The following is a 21,905-nucleotide window of genomic DNA, read 5'->3' on the forward strand; positions in this document are numbered from 1 at the left end:
AAACTATGAGATAACATCCGCGCGGACAACAAAAGTATATTATACTATACTATTTTTAACAAGAAGTTTTTTATAACATACTATTTATCGTCTGAAAATAAAAATACAACTCTGAATTCCCGTCATGGAATTCGGAGTTGTATTTAATAAGTGAAATTTTCGATTTTTAGAAACCATACTTTAAGGCTATATGGAGCACTGTTTCACTATTCGTATGATTGGTATAAGAGTGAGGACAATCCGCACGAAAACTGATCGTATCATATTGATTCAATGTGTAAATCTCTCCATTGACTTGAATTTCAATGGAACCAGTCATTACTGTCGCAATTTCAGTTGTATTCACATGATGACCTTCAGGGTGATACGAGCTATTCGGCTCTAAGTAAGCCCGACACATTTCAATATCGCTGCTTGCGTTTTTAAAAACTGGTTCAATGATCCAATTTTTTTGATCGTTAGAAAACCGCAGCCCTTCGCCTGCTCGATACAAACTAACAGGATCTTCTGATTTGAACAAAGCCAATAGCGGTAAAGATATGCCTTTTGAAATTTTCCATATAATCGCCAAAGTTGGATTTGTCTCGCCACGTTCGATATTCCCCAGAGTAAGCTTGCTTACTCCCGTTAATTCCGCTAAGTCGTCTAAGTTCATGTTTTTTTCTTTTCTGTACTTTTTCAAGGCACCGCCGATTTGTAATACAAGTTGTTTTGATTCATCGATTTCGTCCATTTGATATTCACCTCAACAACTAACAATTATAGCTAGTATACTGTTTATCTAGACTCTTTTCCATACAATTAGTATTGGATGGTGGACTACACTCCTACTTAACACTGAATTATGAAATGATCTCGATCGTAACGTTTTCAGCTGTGATTGTGAACTCCATTAAAGGACCATCTACTAACACATGTAGTTCAAAACCTGTTTCTGTGAGATAAACTTCATCGTAAAGCCAGCCACTCCCAACACTTAAGTTAGTAGGTTGAACCTGCTGCACGCCTGTAAAGGTTAGCCTAATATCCGTTAAATAATGATATCCGCCCGTACAATCCAATGTCATGATAAACTTGTCCTTCAAAGGTTTCTCAATCGAAGTTACTCGTGCATCGTGTAAAGACTTTTCATACAACTGAACAACATTTTCGGGGAGTGACTTTTTTATGGAGTTATAGTAGTTCCGATATGTAATTCCTTTTGTTTTTGCTCTCTCATCATACTCCAATAGCCATTGGTCAGCCATTTTTCTAAGTTCTTGGGAAGGAAATTGTGAATTTAACGTTCCGTCTTGGATATAAGGATGAAAGAACGCAGGAAGATATTTGAGTAAATCTGCTCTGCTATATTCCAAGTTGTTCTTACATATTTCTTTGAAGTTCAATCCTTCAGATTCATACCACGCAATGTCGTCATCCCAATCCTTCTCCGTTTCACGAAAAATCAAAAAACTTCTTATTTGCGATTCTTCATACCACTCTTTAGTGAAATATTTCATTCGTTCCTCCTAGTAAAGTTTACTTATTAAACATACGGCTTTCTAACACAAATAAAGACGGACAATCCCCCAGGATTGACCGTCTTCACTAATACGCTATCGTTTTTTCGCTAGCCCGCTTGCGCTCTAGTCCAAAACGGTATAAAGCATAGCAGACAAGAACCGCGCCAACGCCAGGCACAACACCTTAGACGAAGTCGGCGACGTTGGTCATTCACTTATTTTTCGGAGGTTTGGAGGCCGAAGCACCGAATGCTGCTCCCAATGCGACGCCAATGGCAATGCCAATCGCAATATTATCCATCGCCACGCCAATGGCGATACCGATCGCTATCCCTATTCCCATTCCCGAAGCGAGCTTCTTACTGCCATTGTTCTTGTTCTCTTCACTCATGACTTCAGCCTCCTCCTATTTTAAAGAAGCGACACCCATTAAATCTTATAAGCCTTCATAGCCTTGCGAATCTCTTTCCAACTCGGACGCTTGCCGTACATGAGTACGCCCGTACGGTAGATCTTAGCCGAGATCCATACCGATACGTAGATCGATACGAGCAGGATGCCGATGGATGTGAGCACTTGCCACATTGGCGGTTCAGTCAAGCCAAGGCGAAGCATCATGACGTATGGCGAGAAGAACGGAATGTACGATGTGACTTTCACGAGCATGCTGCCCGGGCTGCTGATGCTGAAGATCGTGATATAGAAGCCCGCAAGGGAGATCATCGTGATCGGCAGCACCGCCTGGCCAAGATCCTCCGTCCGGCTTACAATCGAGCCGACCGCCGCGAACAGCGTTGCGAACAGGAAGTATCCGGTCACGTAGAAGATCAGTGCATAAACAATGAGCGATGGATCGATCAGGCTGAAGTCGATGTCCAGATCCTTCAGCGTCTTGCTGTTATGCGGAAGGCTTACGTTAATAAGGATGACCGCTACGTAAGCAAAAACTTGAATCAACCCTACAATGAACATACCTAGAATTTTACCGAACATTTGCTTCAGCGGTGCGACGCTCGTAATGAGCAGCTCCATGACGCGCGAGCTTTTCTCAGCTGTTATCTCCGAAGCAATCAATTGACCTGTAATCATAATCGTCATGAAGAGCAAGATAACAAGCACATAGACGAAGCCCATATTCATGCCTTGCTCGGCAGGTGTCTTGCCTTCTCCAATACTGCCTGCACCCTCTGTTGCAGAGATTTGAACCGTTTCAATAGCTACCGGCGTGAACAATTGCGTTTTCTGCTCGTCGGTCAGGCCTGCGCTTTGCAGCGCCGCTTCCATACGAATCGCTTGCAAGGTGCTTTGAAGCGAGCTTGTAAGCTCCATCTCCATCAGCTTCTCCGACTTGTAGGTCATGCTTGGCAAGCCGCTCTCTGCTGTAACTTCACCGAATTCCAAGTAACCTTTAATGTCTTTATCCGTGATAGCTTTCTTAAGCTCGGCTTCGTTGGCAGCAGCGTCTCCTTTGTCCTGGAAAGGAATCAACTTAATTGACGCGTCTTCTTGAGCCTCATAATAAGCCTTCAATTGATCGCCTATAGTAGAACCTGCCGCAAGCTCCGACTGTGACGACTGAATATAACCGATGTTCGTTACTTTGTTACCGCCTCCGAATAACGAGAATATATACGGAAGATTAACAACTATGGATATAATTACAGCAATAATCAAAGTTGTGATCAGGAATGCCTTGCCTCTGAATTTGTTTTTAATCGTAAAGCCAACTACTGTCCAGAAGTTATTCATGGCCGTCACCGCCTACTGTTTTGATGAAAATCTCGTTTAACGTCGGTTCTTTGATCTCGAAACGCGTAATCGTCGTTTGACCGATCGCATGGTGCAAAATAAGTCCGCCTGTCGCTTCATTCGTTATACCAATCTCATAGCCATACTCATGACGCGTAACGCCGGTTACACCTGGAATTTGTTCCAGTCCCGTCACTTCGCTCTCCGTGCTCAGGATGACGCGTTCTTTCGGGAATTGCTTCTTAATTTCCTTCAAGCTGCCCTTCAGAACGGCGTTCGAACGGTGAAGAATCGTAATGTTGCGGCATAACTCCTCGACATGCTCCATACGGTGAGTCGAGAACAGAATGCTTGTGCCGGAATCCCGCAGCTCCTTAACCGTCGACTTCAGAAGCTCCACGTTAACCGGATCGAGTCCGCTGAAAGCTTCGTCGAGAATGATGATCTTCGGATTATGGATAACGGATGCGATGAATTGAATCTTCTGCTGATTGCCCTTAGACAGCTCTTCAACCTTCTTGTTGTAGTACTCCGGCACTTCGAACCGATCGAGCCAGCGCTTCAGGTTCGCATCTGCATCCTTCTTCGACATGCCGCGCAATTGTGCTAAGTATATGATTTGGTCGCTTACGCGAACCTTTGGATAAAGACCTCTCTCTTCAGGCAGATATCCAAGTCCTTTTAATTGCTCGTTGCTATATGGCTTGCCATGATAATAGATATTGCCCTCATCGGGATAAATAAGTCCTAATACCATTCGCATTGTCGTTGTCTTGCCCGCACCGTTGGCGCCTAACAACCCGTAAATTTCCCCTTCGCTTACCTCAAAGCTAATGCCGTTTACAGCTGTTTTCTCCCCATACTGCTTGACGATCTGCTCAACCTTTAATGGATTCATGTTATTGCTCCCCTCATTTAGTTGGATCTCGCGTTCAATCTATCTTTCATTAATAGAGCGGCCATAATTTCATCCAGCTCCATCGCTTGCCTGCTAACTAACGTAAGTCCTTGCTCGGAACACCATTGCTCGGCTTGCCCGGCTTGATTCGTCGTAATGCGGTAGGTTGTTCCCCCTGCATGCTCGACACCGCATTGCCCCGGCATCTTCGCTGCCACTTCAGCCGTTAGCTCATCTCCGCTAAGGAAGTAGATGAACCAGCTGCTGAACAGCTCATCCTTTTCATACATGCCGAGCACATGTCCTTGCGACATGATGACAATGTAATCGGCAAGGCGCTTCACTTCTTCGACGATATGCGAAGTCATCAGTATCGTCCGATCGCCGCGATCCATATACCGGTGCAGCACATCGATCATCGTCTTCCAAGCGAGCGGATCAAGTCCGGAGGATGGCTCGTCGAGGAGCAGAAGCTCCGGTCCATGTGCAAGGGCCAAAGCGAATTCGAACTTGCGCCGGCTGCCTTTGGACATTTTGCCAAGCATTTGATTCGGATCAACCTCTAGAACTCTCAGCAGCTCCTGATAACGGTTCACATCCCAATTGTCGTACCAGAACCGCTGAAATTCCGCCTTCTCGGTTGCTTTCATCTTCTCTTCATGCGTCCAAGACTCTTCCGGCAAGTAACCGATCCTCTTGTTCAGCTCGATATCCACGCCATTGCCTACCTGCTGTCCCAGAAGCTCAATGCTGCCTTCGTCCGGCTTGACCAAGTCGAGCAGCAGTCTGAAGGTCGAGCTCTTGCCGCTGCCGTTCGGTCCGACAATCGCGGTAATATAGCCTTTTGGAATCATAAGATCCATCGGTCCTAGATGAAAGTTCGAGCGTTTCTGTACGACGCCCTTCATCTTAACCGCTAACTCTTCTGTCATCGCAATAGCCTCCTGCCCTAATCAAAATGCTTATTCATCGCTTCCTTGAACAACGACTGAAGCTCCTCAACCGTACATTGAACTCGTTTGCCGGCGATAATCGCTTGCTCCATCGCCTCGGTCACGGCCGATAACCGGTGTCGATCGCGCTCCTGCTCGCCAACAAGGGCTACATAAGTGCCAGTTCCTTGCCTCGTTCGCAGCAAACCTTCTGTCTCCAAGTCACTGTATACTCGCTTAACCGTTATTACGCTGCACTTCACCGTTTGTGCCAATTCTCGAATCGATGGCAGCAGCGTGCCCTCTTGCAATTGTCCGCTTACGATCAAAGCCCGCAGTTGTACTTCTATTTGATGATAGAGCGGCTCGGCGCTTTGCTCGTTAATTTGTATGGGCAACCGCATGGCTTCACCTTCTTCTTAGTTTCAATTCATCTAGACGATATAGTTGCGCTTGGCAATTCGATTCGAAAGCACACGGTAACCGAGAGGAATCGTTATTGCAGAGATTGCTGGGGTAATAAGCGCAATCCACCATTTTCCCTCTTCGATCGCTTCCAATATGCCAATGACGATATTGCCTTGACCTAGCCAAGTTATCGTAATCGCAATACCTAGGAAGAGAATCGCTACCAAGGTACAAACAACCATATAGATTTTACCGCTGTACCCCATCTCCCAGTACACATAAGAGGTTGCAATCGTAAGCGAATATCCGAACCAGAACAATGCATACAAAGCGAAGTCGCCAAAATCGATAACTACGGAAGAAGCGAAATGAATGATGACATATTGCGCTACGAAATATATGAGCTGTGCTGCGAATAAAACAATTGTTAGTTGAATAAGTCGGCCTAATGCAATCTGCTGCGGCGTGATAGGCAATGTTCGCAAGTATGCGAGCTTTTTCGAGTAGGTATCCTTCTTGAAATAATTCATCATCGTGTTATTAAGGACGAAGCCCAGACAAGGCAGCAAAGATAAGTAAATGAAGTCTGTGAGCCATGACATAGAGTCCTCTTCACTCTCAGTCAGTGAATCAATGAATACCGGAAGGGTGAACAAAAGGATGTATCCGATCAACGCCACCATTATAATGCTTCTCCATCGATCCCTCACTAACTCTTGCTTGGCAAGAAACCATGCGCCTTTCCATTTGCTCACCTTATTGGCTCCCCTCGATGTGTTCAGTAAGTATACTGTATATATCTTTATACACAGTATACTCACGATATACACAGTTGTCAATGACTTCCTTTTTATTTTTTTCAGCATAAAAAAAGGCACATCAGACGGATTATCCGCCTGACATGCCTGATTCACTTACACCTATATTAGCCGAAAATAGCGTCAAAAACCGGCTTCGTATGGCCGCCCGGATACATAAGGTACAGCAATACATATACCGCCGTGCCCGTAATCGAGGTTACGAACCATACCACCGAAGTTACTCTGCCCCACTTACGATGCTTCGCGAACTTCTTGCGGTAGCCCAGCGTCAGTGTCGTGATGCCGAATACCCCGCCGACAGTCGCCGTCACGATATGGAACAGCAAGAAGACGAGATAATAAGGCTTCAATTCATCCGGTCCGCCCCACTCCGTATTCCCCTGGAACACCGAACGCGATACATAAATAATGAAGAACAGCAGCGCCGAGACAGCCGCAGCGAACATAACCTTCTGATGCTGCTCCAGCTTGCGCTTAATCGCCAGACGCCATCCAATCGCGACAAGTATGCCGCTCAGAACGATAAAGAAAGTGCTAATTGAAGGCACAATCGTAAACTTATCCATTAATACCCCACCTATTGTAATCATAATAATATTGGTTCAGCACATGCCTTATCTATTCATTAAGCGGTGCCTGGATTAGGCATCTCATCCTCGGTATGCTCTTTCTTGAACCACTGCTTGAAAATATACGCAAGGATTATACCGTACATTAGCTCCTGAACAAGCTTCATAACGATACCGCCAAGCTGTTGATCCTCAACAACGTCCATCAGGTTGAAGAACGTCGGTCCCCCGCCTATGCCGCCCAGATCAAGAAGTCTGCTAGGGTCGCCGGATACGCAATAGCCCATAGCCGTTACCCATACGCTCGGATCGCTGTAGATTGCATACATAGAGTTTTTGGCAAAAATAATAAGAGCGCACGCAGGCGTAAGCAATACGCCGTTAGCGAACACGTAAGCCATCTTTTTCAGATCCGTCAGACGGCTCCATTCCGATACCGGACTTGTAATCTGCCACCACATCATGCATGAAGTAATGAACAGAATCAAATAATAAAGGCGATGAATGGTGAAATGCGTCATGACATAGTCATGAATCATCGGTACATGATAGATAGAGAACAACATATTGAACAAAACTAGCGTAATAATAGGATGCATCAGCTTGCTGAACTTGCTCCAGAAGGCAGCAGCGAACGCTCTACGCCATAGGAAGGCCGGTATAGCCAGCAGGAACATCGGAGGAACGATCAAGTAGGATATAGACATATTGACCATATGGAACGTGAACATCATATGGCCTAGGAGACTAAGCGGGCCGCCGTGTGACAAGTAGAGAAGCACAGCAGACGTAACGAACATCGTCTTCTGCAATGCCGTTGCCGGTGGTTCGCCGGGCATATGCTTAAGCCGCCAAGGGCCGATTAGATAGAAATAGAGAATGACAATCGCAGCCATTCCGAACAAAAAAAACGGGGTCCACAACTCTTCGAATGTGAAATACTCTAAGCCTAGCATCGTGGATACTCCTTTCTTTCACTTACTATTTCGAGCTTTAGCTGCATGTCAAGCGTAAACGGCTAACGCCGACCTCTGACGGCGTGTAGCATTCGTTTCGGGGAGAAGTATAGGCGTATGAATAAGAATAAAACTTATGCTTTCCTATATTTCTAGAAAAGAGGAGGGACCCAAGCCTTGGGACCCTCCTCCGATGAAATTCAACTGCGGTTTACCACCAAGCCCAATACTCCGCCATGATGACGCAAGTAAAGACGATGAATATTCCGCCCAATATTCCGATAAGCGCGAACGTATGTCCACGATCCTTCATATGCATCCAGAACGCCATCTGTACGAATACTTGCAAGAAAGCCGTTCCCATCAAGATGATGTAGATGAAGTCTTTGTTGATTTCTCCGCCGATTACTGCCGCGAATGCGACAAGCGTAAGCGCGAGGGAGAAAATAAAGGCGATGACGTGTTTCTTCGGTCCTTCGACCTTATGACGTTTGGTGCTTTCCTCTGTGGCTGAATGATTGCTTGCCATCGATTAGCCCACCTTTCCCATCAAGTACACGACGGTGAAGATAAATACCCATACGACGTCGATAAAGTGCCAGTACATGCTGGCAATATACACTTTAGGAGCCGTCGTTGTGTTCAGACCCTTCTTCCCTAATTGAATGATTAGAAGGGTAATCCACATGATACCGAATGCAACGTGCGCGCCGTGGAAGCCGACGAGCGTATAGAACGAGGAGCTGAATGCGCTCGTTGTAAAGCCGTGACCTTCATGAACGTAATGAACGAACTCGTAAATCTCGAGGCCAAGGAAACCTGCGCCTAGAACAACTGTAATCGCTAACCACGTCATCAAAGATTTCACTTGGTTGTTATGCAGCGCTTGAACGGCGAATACGCTCGTCAAGCTGGATGTCAGCAAGATCAACGTAGCTGCTGCTACGAGACCGAGCTTGAACAGCTCCTCTGCAGGAGGCCCGCTCAGTACTTGGTGGCGAAGAGCGAGGAACGCTGAGAACAACGTTCCGAACAAGACTGTTTCGCCGCCAAGGAATAACCAGAAGCCTAATACCTTATTGCGTCCCTCGAGGGTCGCCTTTTCGGGCTCATGAGGCAATTGCCCCTCTACATGCGAGTGTGCGCTCATGCTTTCCCCCCCTTGTCTTTGAGGATTTCTTCTTCTTCGATATGGAAGCCGTGATCATCGATGACCGAACGCAAGAACATGCATCCGAACAAGATGAGAAGGCCGATAATACCAACGCCATAACCTGCTTTGAATCCATCGAACAGGTTGCCCCAATCCGGTGCATACATGAAGCCTAGTGCTGCAATAAACAATCCAAGTCCCATAAAGAACGGTAGAATCGATGGCGATGGCATGTGAATCGGGCCAAGCGGCTCAGCAGGCGTCATACCTTTGTGGCCATCCATCTTCTCTTTCCAGTAAGCATCGTAACCGCGAACAAGCGGCGTTTGAGCGAAGTTGTACTCTGGAGCTGGCGATGGAATCGTCCACTCGAGCGTACGTCCGTCACCCCATGGGTCAGCAGGTGCGTTCTTCGGTTTGAACGCTGTCGTAACAATGTTCAAGAGGAAGAAGATTGTACCTAGAGCCATCAGGAACGCGCCGATCGTACTAATCAAGTTCATTTCATTGAAGCCAAGACCGTCAAGGTACGTCCAAATACGACGCGGCATACCAAGAAGACCAAGGAAATGCTGTACGAAGAACGTCAAGTGGAAGCCGATAAAGAACGTCCAGAACGTCAACTTACCAATTGTTTCGTTCAGCGCGCGGCCGAACATCTTCGGCCACCAGTAGTGAAGACCGGAGAAGATACCCAAGATCAGACCGCCGACGATAACGTAGTGGAAATGCGCTACGACGAAGTAGGAGTCATGATATTGGAAGTCGGCAGGTGCTGCAGCCAGCATGACGCCGGTAACACCGCCCATTACGAAGGTAGGTACGAAGCCTACCGCGAACAGGTTAGCCGTGTTGAATATAATCGAACCGCCCCACATCGTGAACAGCCAGTTGAAAATTTTGATACCTGTCGGTACCGCGATCAACATCGTTGCGATGGAGAACAGCGCATTCGCAACCGGTCCAAGACCTGTCGTGAACATGTGATGCGCCCAAACCATGAAGCCTAAGAAACCGATCAGGATTGTAGCGAATACCATCGAGCTGTAACCGAACAAACGCTTACGCGAGAATGTGCTTATTACCTCGGAAATAACGCCGAAGGCCGGCAGGATGAGGATATAAACCTCAGGATGCCCGAATATCCAGAAAATATGCTCCCATAGTACGGCATTACCGCCGCCCGATGGGTCGAAGAAGTTCGCGTCGAACAATCGATCAAACATCAGTGCCGCAAGGCCAACCGTAAGAGCTGGGAATGCGAACAAGATTAGAGCGGAAGTAATGAAGATCGTCCAAGTAAACATCGGCATACGCATGAATGTCATGCCTGGCGCACGCATGTTGATAATCGTAACGAGGAAGTTAATGCCCCCGATCAATGTACCAATACCTGCAACCTGTAAGCCTAGAACATAATAGTCGACGCCATGATCGCCATTGTATGTCGTGCCGGCGAGCGGTGCATAGGCTGTCCAGCCTGCATCCGGCGCGCCGCCGGTAAACCAGCTTACGTTAAGTAGAACGCCGCCGAACAAGAATGTCCAGAAACCAAGCGAGTTCAAGAAAGGGAATGCAACGTCGCGCGCCCCGATCTGCAAAGGCACGATCGCGTTCATAAGCGCGAACAGAATCGGCATCGCTGCAAGGAAGATCATCGTCGTTCCGTGCATCGTCAGCAATTCATTGAACGTATCAGCGCTTACGAAGTCATTCATCGGCTTCCATAGTTGAATCCGAATCAATAAGGCTTCCAAGCCGCCGACTAGGAAGAAAAATCCTCCCGCGAGCAAATACAAAATTCCGATTTTTTTGTGGTCAACCGTTGTCAGCCAGTCCATTAAACCGCTGTGACGTTTGACCGCATGCGTATGAGCATGAGCATGAGCCAAAGTAGGTACCTCCTTCAATCACCGATGATTTATTGTTCGTAGTCGAGAGTTAGTTTCGATAAGTAATCTGCAATGCCTTCGAGCTCCTGATCCGTTAGATCGTATGCTCCCGACATTTGGTTGCCCGGTTTCACGGCATTCGGATCTTTGATCCAACGATACAGGTTATCGTATACGGAACCCTCATTGCTATATTGCGGATCATCGGTATTAACAAGTATACCTCCGACGCTCTCGCGGCTGCCGATACCCGTTAAGTTAGGGAAGGCCGGTCCGCCTAGATCGCCCACTGCGTGGCAAGAAAGACACTTGCTTTGGAATGCTTCAGCAATAGCCGGATCGCTTGGCAAAGCTACCGGTTCTTGAATAGCAGCCGTCCAACGGTCGAACGAGGACTCGTCTACCGCTTTAACCTTGAAGTCCATCAAGCCGTGGGAAGGTCCGCACAGCTCGGCGCACTTGCCGAGGTAAACGCCTTCTTTTGGCGCCGAGAAATACATTTTGTTCACGTTCGCGCCAGGGTTCGTATCGATCTTGCCTGCAAGCGAAGGAATCCAGAACGAGTGAAGCACGTCTGCCGATTTCGCTTCGATCGCGATCGTCTTGCCTGTCGGAATAATAAGTTCTTGCGCTGTCTTAATGCCCAGCTCCGGATATTCGAATTCCCACCAGTATTGGTGCGAAGTAACGATTACCTTAACAGCCTCTGGGTCTTTGCTGTAGTCCTTAGACAAGTTGAATACCGATTGTACAGTCGGAACGCCTAGGATAATAAGCATGATGATCGGGATTACTGTCCAGATAATCTCCAGCTTATGGTTTCCTTCAACCTGCTTCGGAATCGTGTTGTCTCCCTTACGTCTGCGGAAACGAATAATTACATACAAAGAAATCGCAAATACGATTACAATCACGATCAGCATGATTGAAATCGCCAGCTTCATCAGTCCGAATTGCTCTTCCGCTACAGGTCCCTGGGGATTCAGCGTCGACAAATCTTCCCGTCCGCATGCCGCTAACACTAGCACCATCATGGCCATGAGCGGCGCAAGCCGTTTTACAAATTGCCACCGTTTCATCATTAATCAACCCCACTTTTGACGTTTTCGCAGCTACCTAATTTCGCGTGGCAAGCGGCTAACTGCGTGTTCTCACAGATGTTATTACAACTCCTGCAACTTAAATCACTTTATTAAATATAAAGTTGAAGCACCTATTTGTCAATGTTCCACAGAGAGTTCACAAATTGTTCTCAAAGCTGTCAAAAACGCGATATATAGGCGTTTTTGAGCTCTTGCGAACGTTGCCAACAGGCTGTCTCGGATCAGTCTTCCTACCCTACATTGTGCACCAAACCCATGGTCAATTATGTATGCGCGCCGAAACGTATATTTAAAGGCTCCCGGCAGAAGCTAAAGCCAATATCGTATGAATGGGGGGCGTCCTATTATGATGAAACGAATTGCCGCTTTATTATTGTCCGCTGCCGTTCTGTCGGCTGTCGCAACCGGCTGCAACTACGAGCAATTATCGCAGAACAGCGATTCCGATTACGGCAGCAGAGAAGCCGGTGATCCGAAGATGATTGGGAACAAAGCATTCGGCACGATGTCGACCAATCCATATCAGCATGACAATGCCTTTTTTGAATACAGCTCCAAAATATCGAATCAAGTATCCAGCCTTAACGGCATAGCCTCGGGTCTTGTATTCCTTACAGATAAGAACGCCTACGTCGGTATTATGCTCGACTGGTCGGCTGTCGGCACTCGCAGCTCCGGCGGCACGGTGGAGCAGGACAATACGGGTACGACGGAAGGCGTCTACAATCATGCAACAGGCAGCAACTACACGAATAGCCGAAGGCTGGCAGGTCCGTACAACTCATATTTCACCGTCAACGATTACAATAACTTGTCCGACGAGCTAAAGCAGACGATCGCGCTGAAGATACGGAAGATGGCCCCTGCTGTGCAGGAAGTCCATATCTCAGCCAACATGGAGCTCATCAATCACTTTAATGAATATGCGAAAATCGCCTGGGGCGGACGCTCGCTTATGCCGTCGCTCGACGAGTTCAACAACCTGGTCAAATATCATTTCGCAGGCGGTACGATCATGCCGAGGTCGATCTCCGATCCCATCGTCATTCCGCATCGTCAACAACGCAATAGGGGGGAACAATAGCTTTTCGAAAAAAATCTCTTCCTATATATAAGACAAAAAATCGCACAATTAAATGGAAGCGAAAAATAAAACAAGGCTCTCAGACAGGCTTATTGCAGCCTTGTTGGAGAGCCTTGTTCGTATTCAGCTTGCCTATCTCATTGGCGCGAAGCCGCTGATCTCCGACAATATATCCTCCGTACGCGCAAGCACCTCATCGGTTAAGTCCAGATCGATCGCTTTAATATTCTCTTCGATCTGAGAAGGACGGCTCGAACCGATAATGGCCGAGCTCACATTCGACTGGCGCAGCACCCAAGCGAGCGCGAATTGCGATAACGTAGCGTCAAGCTCTGCAGCCAGCTCCTCCAGCTTAGCCGCGCAAGCGAGTACATCCTCGCGCAAATAGCTGTTAATGACGCCGTTCGTCTTGTCGTTAGCCGCCCTGCTGTCCTGCGGAATCGCTTGTCCCGGCTTGTACTTACCAGTCAGAACGCCTTGCGCAAGCGGTGAGAATACAACCTGACCCATTCCCTCCCACTCGCATTGCTGAATGACGTTCTCCTTCTCGATATAGCGCTCGAACATATTGTAGATCGGCTGATTCGAGATCAGCGGACGCAGATTCAAGTTTTTGCCGATCGATGCTGCATCTGCAATCTGACCCGCTGTCCACTCGCTAACGCCTGCGTACAATATTTTGCCCTGAGCCATTAGATCGTCAAGCGCACGTAGCGTTTCTTCCACCGGCGTATCATTATCGAAGCGATGACATTGGTACAGGTCGATGTAATCGGTACCCAGACGCTTCAAGCTCGCATCGCATTGCTCCATAATATGTTTTCGTGACAAGCCCCTATCATTCGGCCCTGCTCCCATCGGGAAGAACAGCTTCGTCGCAAGCACATAGCTGCTGCGCGAATACGCTTTCAAAGCACTGCCCATCACTTCTTCCGCAGCCCCGTTATTGTAGGCGTTAGCCGTATCGAATAAATTAATGCCCAGATCATAAGCTTTATGAATGCAAGCCTGCGCGGTTTCCTCAGCTGTTGCCGTACCGTATGTAAGCCAGCTGCCGAGTCCGATTTCGCTCACTTTAAGCCCGCTTTTGCCAACTCTTCTGTAATTCAAATGGATTCACTCCTTCTAATCTTTCCTCGTCTCACTAGTAGTGTATAGCAGTTCTAGCGATTAATAAAGTAGTGAATGTTTATTCATTTTATTAACTACAGTATATATACTATACTAATAGTAACTGATGGTAGGAAGGGAGCTGGCTTAGTGAGCGCGCATAATTATGTACCTAAAGAGCCTGTTCAGATCGAATGCAATATTGAGAAAACATTGGATGTAATCGGGGGCAAATGGGCCTTTCTCGTACTGAGGGAGTTATTTTGCGGAACGAGGCGATTCGGTGAATTGCAGAGGCTTATCCCGTCGGTTAGTCCGAGAGCGTTAACAACTACGCTGCGCCATTTGGAAGAAAAGGGTGTACTTGAACGCAAAGTATTTCCGACTGTCCCTGTAACGGTAGAATATACGCTGACGCCAAAGGGCGAGGATCTAACGCATATTTTAAAAGAAATGAAGCTTTGGGCAGCCAGATGGACTGAGTAAACGATTACAGCCTGACGATCCTTCTCTACTATAATAGTAGGATCGTCAGGCTTATTTTTCTGCTATGGATTAGGGTCCTGCTCAGTCATGGACGGGCTGTACCCCGCCTGGAACCGATCAAGCGCCGACTGATAGGCGCGGCGATCACCCTCGTTACGCGCGAGCTCGCCAAGGCGTTTAAGCTCTGATTCGAATTGTTTGGACAAGGCATCAATCCGATCCTTCGGCTTCTTGCCGGCATTTTCCCGGTTCGACCTTCCGTCGCCAGTCTGGATGTTCAATTGTCCATCGCTATCGATCTGGGCAAGAAAAATACTTTCCGGCGTCAGCTTCTTTTTCTTCAGCTCGTGATGCAGCCATTCCAAGCTGTAGCCGCTCTCGTCAACCATATCAGCCAGAACCTGTCCATCGATAATGACCGTCTTCGCTTCCTTCTCCTGACTAAGCTTCCAGCCGAGCATGTCCGCCGTAAGCGGTTGATGCTCCTTCTTAAGCAGCACATTAATTTCACCGCTTGACTCCATAACGGCGAACTCTACATCGGCTACCCGATACACATCCTTCTTGCGCAGCTGCTCCAACAGTTCATCCAGTGTGAGCCGCTCTTTTTGCAAATGCTTCTTATCCAGCTGGCCATCCTTAATAAGTACAGTGCCTTTGCCATCTACGAAGTCGCGTATAACGCGGCTCTTCATCGTTATATACTCCATTCCGACAGAGACGCTTACCCAGACAACTAACGATACGATGCCCAAATACCACAGATTGTCCAAATCAAGCGATACGTAAGCTGCGATGTTACCGATGGATATTCCCGTTATGTATTCGAACAGCGACAGTTGGGAAATTTGTCTCTTTCCCAAAACCTTAGTCATCGTAAATAGAATAACGACGGAAACGAGTGTACGCAGCACAATCTCCAACCAATCAGGCATATTTATCGCTTCCCCCTTCCCTCCTATCGTGTCCAAAATGACTATTGTCATTCTTTATTTGCAATTTTTGAAAAATATATTGCTTTTGCCCAGTTAACCGTGTATACTGTAGTGAATGTGTTATATTTAACCCTCAGCATATCCCCTAGTAGGACTCAACGTTTTCCTCAGATTTTGATTTCTGTGCTGTTAATTCTCAAACCAATTTTCGTGCTAATTTCTATTTCACACTGGCGCGGTCATCGGAGCCGCAAGGACGGAAGAGAGGTAGGGCTTTCGTTGTTTTAGGATGCGTAGTTAAGCAACTAAGAGTACATTTGCTGTTTGCTGTTAACATGGGGATTCCATACGACCTGTCACTCACGCATAGGTCCGGTTAAATATAAGCAATAATTAAGGGCTGTCCCGCTAGCAGATTTACTGCTGGCAGGGCAGCCCTGTCCAATTTATACGCTGCTAATCATTCGGACAAGCCGATACCGTAGTTAGATGTCCCGACCGATTAACCTTTGTATCCAGGTAGCGCTCGTTGTATTCGGATCTGTCGCCCCATAACGGAATTAGCTCCGTTACCGCCATGCCTGCTTCCTGCATCGCATCGCGCTTGCGCGGATTATTCGTTATAAGTGAAACGGGCTTGGAACGGAGCGCTTTCAGCACCTTAATCGCATCACCGTAATTGCGTACATCATCGGCAAAACCAAGCTTGAGATTCGCATCGACAGTATCATAACCTTTCTCTTGCAGCAAATAGGCCATTGCTTTGCTGAACAGGCCGATCCCCCGCCCCTCGTGATTAGCCAAGTAGAACAGAGCGCCTGCACCCTTCTGGACGATTCTGCGCATCGACTCATGCAATTGGAACCCGCAGTCGCAGCGCATGCTGCCGAATATATCGCCGGTATGGCAGATGCTGTGCATCCGAATCCATGCCTCGTCCGCTTCCTCGAAGTCGCCATACACAAGCACGCTGGATTGCTGCATCTCGGCAAGATTTACGGACGACAGCTTCTTAATGATCTGCTCCTCGTCCTCCAGCTTCTCTTCACAGCTCAGCCAGCAATACCACTGGAAGATCGCTTCTCCTTCGCCAAGGTGAACCGGCAGTCGAATCGGTCCGACCAAATAAATCATGCCCGTATCGCTCTCGATCGCCTTAATCTTATGATCCAATATCGACAACGCTTCATTATACATAAAGGTAGGCTCCTAACTCTTCATAAGTACGATATGTTCTATTATGTTCGCCGCGTGCAGCCCCTATGCCAAACGCTTCACATGGCCGCTAGCTTGATGAGCTACTCTTCATAGATCATTTTTCGCGTCATGCCACCGTCGATGGTTAAGCTTGTGCCTGTTATAAAATCGTTCTGAGGGTTCGTCAAGTAGAGGCATGCCCGCGCAATATCGCTAGGCCGACCAACACGCTGAGCTGGGTGCTGCGTATGGTCCTCGGAACGAAGCTGACTGTAATCGCCGTTCTCAATCCAGCCTGGACATATCGCATTCACCGTAATGCGATCGGGCCCAAGCGATACGGCCAGCGCATGGGTCAGCGACAGAATACCTCCTTTGGAAGCGGCATACGCCTCCGAATTCGGCTCGGACATCAGCGCCCTAGTCGAAGAAATATTGACAATCGACCCGCCTCCGCTTGCACGCATCAGCTTAGCAGCTTCCCTCGCGCATACGAATGTGCCGCGAAGATTCGTATTTATAACATCATCCCATTCATCAAGCTCTAGATCATAAGGCGACTTCCAAATGCCGAATCCCGCGTTATTAATGACGATATCAATCGTTCCAAGCAGCTCGCCGATCTGGTCAATCAGGGCAACAATCTGCTCCGGCTTGCTCATATCGGCCCCGTATCGGTGTGAATCGAAGCCCTTCTCCTGAAGCAGACTCGCGGTTTCTTCAAGCTTGTCCTCCAGCTTATCCGTAATCACAACGACAGCGCCCTGCTGCGCATAGGCTAGCGCGACAACGCGTCCAATGCCGCCGCCTGCGCCAGTAATTAGCACAACCTTACCCGTGAACGCATATTCCAAATTGGACCCTCCATTTCTCTTTTACGATTCGGTTCAGCCTATCTTTATTTTATACAATTCAACTGCCAAAGCGCCATCGCCACCAAAACTTATTATGAGAAAAACTCCTATCGGAGTACTTCGAGGATGAGCGACCGCGTTTAAGCGGAAGTTTTTATCGCCCCGCCAATCAGAATGATCTCCTTACGCTTTATCACTGTAAAGCACTTAAAGTTTCTGATGTGGTGAAAATATGTTTGTGAATTTTGTCACAATTTATTCATTGTCATTTCGTCGCGAAAGGAATATGATAATAGCAAGAAGTGGTTGTGAATGTTTTCACATTGTATAGTTGGTTGTGAATTAATTCACGATGTTAGGAGTCTTCCCTATCGGGAAGTCTGCACCCATACAAGGAGGCGTTTGAAGATGATGAAAATTGTTGTTGTTGGATGTACACATGCCGGAACTGCTGCTATTACTGAGATGGCCCGCCTTTATCCGGAGGCTGCTATTACCGTTTATGAAAGAAATGACAACATCTCCTTCCTGTCGTGCGGAATCGCTCTGAATGTTGCCGGTATCGTGAAGGACGCTAACCAGCTGTTCTACGCTTCGCCGGACCAACTCGCAGCAGTTGGCGTAACAACCCATATGAAGCATGATGTGCTCGCCATCGATACGGATGCCAAGACGATCGAGGTTCGCAACCTTACTACCGGTGAAGCATTCGTCGATACGTTCGATAAGCTTGTCATGACAACGGGCTCGTGGCCTATCATTCCACAGATGGAAGGTATCGATCTTGATAATATCGTCTTATGCAAAAACTACAATCATTCGCAAACGATTATCGAGAAAGCGAAACATGCGAAACACATCGCCGTCATTGGCGCAGGCTACATCGGCATCGAGCTCGTGGAAGCATTCGAGGAGCTCGGCAAGCAAGTAACGCTAATCGATAATATGGATCGTGTATTGTTCAAATATTTGGATGAGTCGTTCACTACGGTCGTTGAGCAGCAATTCGCGGACAATGGCGTTACGCTTGCGCTCGGCCAAATGGTTACATCGTTTACCGGGGAAGACGGGCAAGTAACGAAAGTGAATACAACCGCCGGCGAATATGAAGCCGATCTCGTCGTACTCTGCATCGGTTTCCGTCCGAACACCGAGCTATTGAAGGGGCAGGTCGATATGCTGCCGAATGGAGCTATTATCGTGGACAGCTTCATGCACACAAGCAAACCTGATATTTTCGCCGCTGGCGACAGCTGCGCCGTTCATTATAATCCGACTGGACAGCACGCTTACATTCCGCTTGCTACAAACGCTGTTAGAATGGGAACGCTCGTCGCGAGAAATTTGGTGAAACCTACGGTTAGGTACTTGGGGACGCAAGGAACGTCGGGCATTAAGATCTACGATAACAATATCGCATCGACAGGCATGACGGAAGCGGCAGCAGTTGCTGCGGGAATGAATGTGAAAAGTGTCACAATCGAAGACAACTACCGTCCAGAGTTCATGCCTACCTATGAGAAAGTATTGCTCAAAGTTGTTTATGAGGCAGACGGAGGCAGAATCGTAGGCGCGCAAATCCTATCGAAGGTCGATCTGACGCAAGCGATCAATACGCTGTCGGTATGTATCCAGAACGAGATGACGATGGATGAGCTGAGCTTCGTCGACTTCTTCTTCCAGCCGCATTACAACAAGCCATGGAATCTTCTTAACCGGGCTGGCCTGCAAGCGATCTAGATCACACTCAACACTCAGGCACCGTCTAACGAATCTAGGTAACTCTATTCATCACTTCTGTGCTCCAATCACAATCTAACGAATCCATATATCCTTATTCTTCAGCTTTGAGGTCGAATTCGTTAACCCAAGGACAAATAAGAATATCTAGATTCTTAATAAGAGCGGATTTGGTTTAATAGGTACAATAAGGTTAATAGGATTCGTTGGATGTGAGTTAACGACTAAAGAAGGACCTACCGTATCTCATGCGGTAGGTCCTTCTTGCTTTAACTTCCTTCGGCTGTCAGCACATACTTACACGTTATCTGCCTCAGGCTTGCCGAAGTCCGGCGTTCCGTCACTGCGCCACTCGATTACTTTGGCGCGCGCATGGCGGTTCGGATCGAACAGCGGGTCGCAGTCGAGCTCCTTATAGCTGCGGGCGTGATAGATTAAGATATCCTGCATGCCATCCTCCGAAACGGTAAAGCTGTTATGTCCCGGACCGTACTGACTGGCGTCCGGATTGCTTGCGAATACCGGCGTTTCTGACTTCGTCCAGGAAGCCGGGTCAAGCAGATTGCTTGTTTCAGAGGCAGTCAGCATCCCCATTGCATAGTTATGGTCGGTTGCGCTCGCTGAATACGTTAAGAAAATCCGTCCGTTGCGCTTCAACACGGCAGCGCCTTCATTGACGAGGAAGCCGATCACTTCCCAATCTAATTCCGGCTTCGTAATTCGCACCTGTTCGCTCCTTAGCGTCCATGGATTGTCCATCTCAGCGATATATAAGTTCGTATTGCCCGCGATCTCCGGATCCTTCTGCGCCCACACCAAGTACTGCTCGCCATTATGCTCGAAGCTCGTCGCATCAAGCGAGAAGCTGTCCCATGCCGTCTTAATCGCTCCCTTCTCTACCCACTGGCCCTCTAGCGGATTGACCGCATCATTCTCCAGCACGTACATCCGGTGCGCGAAAGGCTCGTCGACTCTTCCGGCAGCGAAGTAGATGTACCATTTGCCCGCAATATAATGAATTTCCGGTGCCCAAATATTTCTGCTCATCACACCGCTGTCATGCTTCTGCCAAATATCAGTTGCCGGCGCCGCAGTGAGCCCTTCAATCGTCGTCGCTCTTCTTAATTCAATGCGATCGTACTGGGGCACGGAACCCGTAAAATAGTAATACCCGTCCGTGTGCTTAAGTACCCATGGATCGGCGCGCTGCTCGACTAGAGGATTTCGATAAACCGTCTGCGTATTTCCAATTCCCTGTGTCGTTTCCACTCTATTATTTCCTCCAATTCCGATTCCAGTTAATTATTCACAGTTTTATTAATTGATTAATATTTTATATAATATCAAAGAAAATGTGTTTGTCAATTTACCTATTTACATATAAAATATAAGTATAAAAGAAGTGTCACAACGGTGATTCGACATTTATTTTTCGTGCCATTGGGCCTTTTAGCATTTGCTTCTCCAAGCACTTTCGCCTGATGTTAATCCGAGAACAAATTAATAAATCGCTGTTCACCAATCTTAGAGTGGAGTGAAGATTATGAAGATCGATGTTACGACTGCGCACCTGCCGATCTATGAAGCTCTGGCCAGCGATGTTCGTCTGCGTATTATTCAATTATTGTCGCAGCAGGAGATGAACATTAAAGATCTGGCGCAAGCCTTGGAGCTTAGCAGCCCGATCATTACGATGCATGTGAAGAAGCTCGAGAAGGCTGGGATAATCAGCTCCGAGATGATCTCGAGCGGCGGCGGCACGAAGAAGATGTGCAAACTTATTACGGACAGCATTGAAATCGATTTTCCATCCAAGAACCGCGCCGCCATGCGTACTTACCATGAGACGATTATATCCATCGGCCACTACACCGATTTCGAGGTAGAGCCTACATGCGGGCTGTCGACAACGACGAAAGTAATCGGCATGTTCGATGAGCCTCGATTCTTCCTCGATGCCGAACGGATTAACGCCAAGATACTATGGTTCACAAGCGGCTTTATCGAATATAAAGCAGCTAACTTCCTGCTTAAGAGCGAGAAGCCGAACGAGCTTGAGATTTCATTCGAGATCTCGTCGGAAGCGCCAGATGCCAATGAAAATTGGCCGTCTGACATCAGCTTCTACTTCAACGACGTTAAGATCGGAATATGGACGAGCCCCGGCGACTTCGGCGGAACAAAACGAGGCAAGTTCACTCCCGATTGGTGGTGGGATGCCGTCAACCAATACGGCTTGCTTAAGCGCCTGAAAATCAATAACCAAGGAACCTTTATCGACGGGCAGCAAATATCCGACGTAACGCTCGATCAGCTTGATGTGACAAGGAAACAATGGAAGTTCAAAATCGCGGTAGAAGAGGATGCCGAGAACGTGGGCGGCGTTACCTTGTTCGGTTCCGGATTCGGCAACTACAATCAAGACATCATTATGCGCCTGTATTACGAAAGAAATGAATAGGAGAAATACAGCTTAAGCCGCATTTCTCCCCATGCTCCTATCGGACGGTCTTCCA

General features: G+C 47.7%; 23 protein-coding genes. 4 read left to right on the top strand and 19 right to left on the bottom strand.

Annotated features, from left to right (window positions below; all coding sequences use genetic code 11):
• Positions 1 to 166 precede the first annotated feature (166 nt).
• The 14 genes from AC1DF0_RS00835 to coxB all read right to left on the bottom strand — a co-directional run bounded on the left by AC1DF0_RS00835 (position 167) and on the right by coxB (position 11,962).
• On the bottom strand, positions 167 to 733 hold the full coding sequence (locus tag AC1DF0_RS00835) for a helix-turn-helix domain-containing protein (protein WP_442050237.1): 567 nt from the start codon (positions 731 to 733) through the stop codon (positions 167 to 169).
• A gap of 109 nt (positions 734 to 842) precedes the next feature.
• On the bottom strand, positions 843 to 1,499 hold the full coding sequence (locus AC1DF0_RS00840) for a DUF4085 domain-containing protein (RefSeq protein WP_442050236.1): 657 nt from the start codon (positions 1,497 to 1,499) through the stop codon (positions 843 to 845).
• A gap of 214 nt (positions 1,500 to 1,713) precedes the next feature.
• The gene (locus AC1DF0_RS00845) at positions 1,714 to 1,893 is read right to left on the bottom strand and encodes a glycine zipper domain-containing protein (protein ID WP_442050235.1); all 180 of its coding nucleotides are present in this window, start codon (positions 1,891 to 1,893) and stop codon (positions 1,714 to 1,716) included.
• A gap of 38 nt (positions 1,894 to 1,931) precedes the next feature.
• Positions 1,932 to 3,251, bottom strand: coding sequence for an ABC transporter permease (locus AC1DF0_RS00850; RefSeq protein WP_442050234.1), 1,320 nt, complete (start codon positions 3,249 to 3,251; stop codon positions 1,932 to 1,934).
• On the bottom strand, positions 3,244 to 4,149 hold the full coding sequence (locus AC1DF0_RS00855) for an ABC transporter ATP-binding protein (RefSeq protein WP_442050233.1): 906 nt from the start codon (positions 4,147 to 4,149) through the stop codon (positions 3,244 to 3,246). The genes AC1DF0_RS00850 and AC1DF0_RS00855 overlap by 8 nt, the downstream gene beginning before the upstream one ends.
• 17 nt (positions 4,150 to 4,166) lie before the next feature.
• The gene (locus tag AC1DF0_RS00860) at positions 4,167 to 5,081 is read right to left on the bottom strand and encodes an ABC transporter ATP-binding protein (protein WP_442050232.1); all 915 of its coding nucleotides are present in this window, start codon (positions 5,079 to 5,081) and stop codon (positions 4,167 to 4,169) included.
• Positions 5,082 to 5,098: 17 nt separating this feature from the next.
• Entirely contained in the window at positions 5,099 to 5,485 is a 387-nt protein-coding gene (locus tag AC1DF0_RS00865; RefSeq protein WP_442050231.1) for a GntR family transcriptional regulator, read from the bottom strand.
• Positions 5,486 to 5,515: 30 nt separating this feature from the next.
• A complete protein-coding gene (locus AC1DF0_RS00870) occupies positions 5,516 to 6,244 on the bottom strand; it encodes a hypothetical protein (protein ID WP_442050230.1) in 729 nt (242 codons plus the stop codon).
• A gap of 170 nt (positions 6,245 to 6,414) precedes the next feature.
• Positions 6,415 to 6,876 carry a DUF420 domain-containing protein gene (locus AC1DF0_RS00875; protein WP_337099964.1) on the bottom strand — a complete coding sequence of 154 codons (462 nt, stop codon included), beginning with the start codon at positions 6,874 to 6,876 and terminating at the stop codon, positions 6,415 to 6,417.
• Between the two features lie 59 nt (positions 6,877 to 6,935).
• Positions 6,936 to 7,835: a cytochrome c oxidase assembly factor CtaG gene (gene ctaG, locus AC1DF0_RS00880; protein WP_442050229.1), complete on the bottom strand. Its 900-nt coding sequence runs from the start codon at positions 7,833 to 7,835 to the stop codon at positions 6,936 to 6,938.
• Between the two features lie 211 nt (positions 7,836 to 8,046).
• Positions 8,047 to 8,364 (bottom strand): cytochrome C oxidase subunit IV family protein, encoded by a 318-nt coding sequence (locus AC1DF0_RS00885; RefSeq protein ID WP_442050228.1) that lies wholly within the window; start codon positions 8,362 to 8,364, stop codon positions 8,047 to 8,049.
• A gap of 3 nt (positions 8,365 to 8,367) precedes the next feature.
• Positions 8,368 to 8,985, bottom strand: coding sequence for a cytochrome (ubi)quinol oxidase subunit III (locus AC1DF0_RS00890; protein ID WP_442050227.1), 618 nt, complete (start codon positions 8,983 to 8,985; stop codon positions 8,368 to 8,370).
• Entirely contained in the window at positions 8,982 to 10,829 is a 1,848-nt protein-coding gene (gene ctaD / locus AC1DF0_RS00895; protein ID WP_442050246.1) for a cytochrome c oxidase subunit I, read from the bottom strand. Before ctaD ends, AC1DF0_RS00890 begins: the two co-directional genes overlap by 4 nt.
• A gap of 80 nt (positions 10,830 to 10,909) precedes the next feature.
• Positions 10,910 to 11,962 carry a cytochrome c oxidase subunit II gene (gene coxB, locus AC1DF0_RS00900; RefSeq protein WP_442050226.1) on the bottom strand — a complete coding sequence of 351 codons (1,053 nt, stop codon included), beginning with the start codon at positions 11,960 to 11,962 and terminating at the stop codon, positions 10,910 to 10,912.
• Between the two features lie 367 nt (positions 11,963 to 12,329).
• Between coxB and AC1DF0_RS00905 the strand changes: the two genes are divergently transcribed.
• On the top strand, positions 12,330 to 13,067 hold the full coding sequence (locus tag AC1DF0_RS00905) for a hypothetical protein (protein ID WP_442050225.1): 738 nt from the start codon (positions 12,330 to 12,332) through the stop codon (positions 13,065 to 13,067).
• A gap of 132 nt (positions 13,068 to 13,199) precedes the next feature.
• Here AC1DF0_RS00905 and AC1DF0_RS00910 read toward each other — a convergent pair whose 3' ends face one another.
• A complete protein-coding gene (locus tag AC1DF0_RS00910) occupies positions 13,200 to 14,177 on the bottom strand; it encodes an aldo/keto reductase family protein (protein WP_477572762.1) in 978 nt (325 codons plus the stop codon).
• Between the two features lie 150 nt (positions 14,178 to 14,327).
• Between AC1DF0_RS00910 and AC1DF0_RS00915 the strand changes: the two genes are divergently transcribed.
• Positions 14,328 to 14,663: a winged helix-turn-helix transcriptional regulator gene (locus AC1DF0_RS00915; RefSeq protein WP_337099971.1), complete on the top strand. Its 336-nt coding sequence runs from the start codon at positions 14,328 to 14,330 to the stop codon at positions 14,661 to 14,663.
• Between the two features lie 62 nt (positions 14,664 to 14,725).
• On the opposite strand, the gene AC1DF0_RS00920 is transcribed toward AC1DF0_RS00915, so the two are convergent.
• The 3 genes from AC1DF0_RS00920 to AC1DF0_RS00930 all read right to left on the bottom strand — a co-directional run bounded on the left by AC1DF0_RS00920 (position 14,726) and on the right by AC1DF0_RS00930 (position 17,649).
• On the bottom strand, positions 14,726 to 15,598 hold the full coding sequence (locus AC1DF0_RS00920; RefSeq protein ID WP_477572763.1) for a DUF421 domain-containing protein: 873 nt from the start codon (positions 15,596 to 15,598) through the stop codon (positions 14,726 to 14,728).
• Between the two features lie 456 nt (positions 15,599 to 16,054).
• Positions 16,055 to 16,795 (bottom strand): GTP cyclohydrolase II, encoded by a 741-nt coding sequence (locus AC1DF0_RS00925; RefSeq protein WP_442050222.1) that lies wholly within the window; start codon positions 16,793 to 16,795, stop codon positions 16,055 to 16,057.
• A 101-nt stretch (positions 16,796 to 16,896) separates the two neighbouring features.
• Positions 16,897 to 17,649, bottom strand: a complete 753-nt coding sequence (locus AC1DF0_RS00930; RefSeq protein ID WP_442050221.1) for an SDR family NAD(P)-dependent oxidoreductase — start codon at positions 17,647 to 17,649, stop codon at positions 16,897 to 16,899.
• A gap of 411 nt (positions 17,650 to 18,060) precedes the next feature.
• Between AC1DF0_RS00930 and AC1DF0_RS00935 the strand changes: the two genes are divergently transcribed.
• Entirely contained in the window at positions 18,061 to 19,389 is a 1,329-nt protein-coding gene (locus AC1DF0_RS00935) for an FAD-dependent oxidoreductase (protein WP_477573118.1), read from the top strand.
• Positions 19,390 to 19,686: 297 nt separating this feature from the next.
• Here AC1DF0_RS00935 and AC1DF0_RS00940 read toward each other — a convergent pair whose 3' ends face one another.
• Complete coding sequence (locus tag AC1DF0_RS00940) at positions 19,687 to 20,658, bottom strand: glycoside hydrolase family 43 protein (RefSeq protein ID WP_477572764.1); 972 nt, start codon at positions 20,656 to 20,658, stop codon at positions 19,687 to 19,689.
• A 274-nt stretch (positions 20,659 to 20,932) separates the two neighbouring features.
• On the opposite strand from AC1DF0_RS00940, the gene AC1DF0_RS00945 reads away from it, so the two are divergent.
• On the top strand, positions 20,933 to 21,850 hold the full coding sequence (locus tag AC1DF0_RS00945; protein ID WP_442050219.1) for an ArsR/SmtB family transcription factor: 918 nt from the start codon (positions 20,933 to 20,935) through the stop codon (positions 21,848 to 21,850).
• The last annotated feature ends 55 nt before the right edge of the window (positions 21,851 to 21,905 follow it).

The organism is Paenibacillus sp. 05T425 (genome assembly GCF_056396205.1).

Bases quoted from the DNA above. Each gene is read 5' to 3' on its own strand.
- AC1DF0_RS00835 (WP_442050237.1), bottom strand. From the start codon at position 733: ATGGACGAAATCGATGAATCAAAACAACTTGTATTACAAATCGGCGGT.
- AC1DF0_RS00840 (WP_442050236.1), bottom strand. From the start codon at position 1,499: ATGAAATATTTCACTAAAGAGTGGTATGAAGAATCGCAAATAAGAAGT.
- AC1DF0_RS00845 (WP_442050235.1), bottom strand. From the start codon at position 1,893: ATGAGTGAAGAGAACAAGAACAATGGCAGTAAGAAGCTCGCTTCGGGA.
- AC1DF0_RS00850 (WP_442050234.1), bottom strand. From the start codon at position 3,251: ATGAATAACTTCTGGACAGTAGTTGGCTTTACGATTAAAAACAAATTC.
- AC1DF0_RS00855 (WP_442050233.1), bottom strand. From the start codon at position 4,149: ATGAATCCATTAAAGGTTGAGCAGATCGTCAAGCAGTATGGGGAGAAA.
- AC1DF0_RS00860 (WP_442050232.1), bottom strand. From the start codon at position 5,081: ATGACAGAAGAGTTAGCGGTTAAGATGAAGGGCGTCGTACAGAAACGC.
- AC1DF0_RS00865 (WP_442050231.1), bottom strand. From the start codon at position 5,485: ATGCGGTTGCCCATACAAATTAACGAGCAAAGCGCCGAGCCGCTCTAT.
- AC1DF0_RS00875 (WP_337099964.1), bottom strand. From the start codon at position 6,876: ATGGATAAGTTTACGATTGTGCCTTCAATTAGCACTTTCTTTATCGTT.
- ctaG (WP_442050229.1), bottom strand. From the start codon at position 7,835: ATGCTAGGCTTAGAGTATTTCACATTCGAAGAGTTGTGGACCCCGTTT.
- AC1DF0_RS00885 (WP_442050228.1), bottom strand. From the start codon at position 8,364: ATGGCAAGCAATCATTCAGCCACAGAGGAAAGCACCAAACGTCATAAG.
- AC1DF0_RS00890 (WP_442050227.1), bottom strand. From the start codon at position 8,985: ATGAGCGCACACTCGCATGTAGAGGGGCAATTGCCTCATGAGCCCGAA.
- ctaD (WP_442050246.1), bottom strand. From the start codon at position 10,829: ATGGACTGGCTGACAACGGTTGACCACAAAAAAATCGGAATTTTGTAT.
- coxB (WP_442050226.1), bottom strand. From the start codon at position 11,962: ATGATGAAACGGTGGCAATTTGTAAAACGGCTTGCGCCGCTCATGGCC.
- AC1DF0_RS00905 (WP_442050225.1), top strand. From the start codon at position 12,330: ATGATGAAACGAATTGCCGCTTTATTATTGTCCGCTGCCGTTCTGTCG.
- AC1DF0_RS00920 (WP_477572763.1), bottom strand. From the start codon at position 15,598: ATGCCTGATTGGTTGGAGATTGTGCTGCGTACACTCGTTTCCGTCGTT.
- AC1DF0_RS00925 (WP_442050222.1), bottom strand. From the start codon at position 16,795: ATGTATAATGAAGCGTTGTCGATATTGGATCATAAGATTAAGGCGATC.
- AC1DF0_RS00935 (WP_477573118.1), top strand. From the start codon at position 18,061: ATGAAAATTGTTGTTGTTGGATGTACACATGCCGGAACTGCTGCTATT.
- AC1DF0_RS00945 (WP_442050219.1), top strand. From the start codon at position 20,933: ATGAAGATCGATGTTACGACTGCGCACCTGCCGATCTATGAAGCTCTG.